1 protein-coding gene is annotated in these 258 nt (G+C 66.3%); it reads left to right on the top strand.

Going from position 1 to position 258, the window contains the following annotated elements:
- Positions 1–258 (top strand): M23 family metallopeptidase (locus SB753_RS38825; protein WP_410805384.1); only part of this gene is annotated, 258 nt, incomplete at both ends.

A 258-nucleotide genomic window follows, 5' to 3' on the forward strand; every position in this document is an offset into this window, starting at 1 on the left:
GTGAGGGCAGCGTGGTCGCCCCGCGCGACGGCATCGTCTACAAGAGCTGCGTCAGCGCGACCAGCGCTCTCGTGAAGATCGTCCACGACAACGGCTACAGCACGACGTACTACCACATGGTCGATGTCACGCAGATGGCCGACGGCTCGCCGATCACGGCGGGAACTCCGATCGGACGCATCGGGAACGAGCTGCCGTGCGACGGGCACACCACCGGTGCCCACGTGCACTTCTCGCTGTTGAAGGGCGACGAGCCCG

It is taken from the genome of Paraburkholderia sp. SIMBA_053 (genome assembly GCF_046534895.1).
Classification (GTDB): Bacteria; Pseudomonadota; Gammaproteobacteria; order Burkholderiales; family Burkholderiaceae; genus Paraburkholderia; species Paraburkholderia caledonica.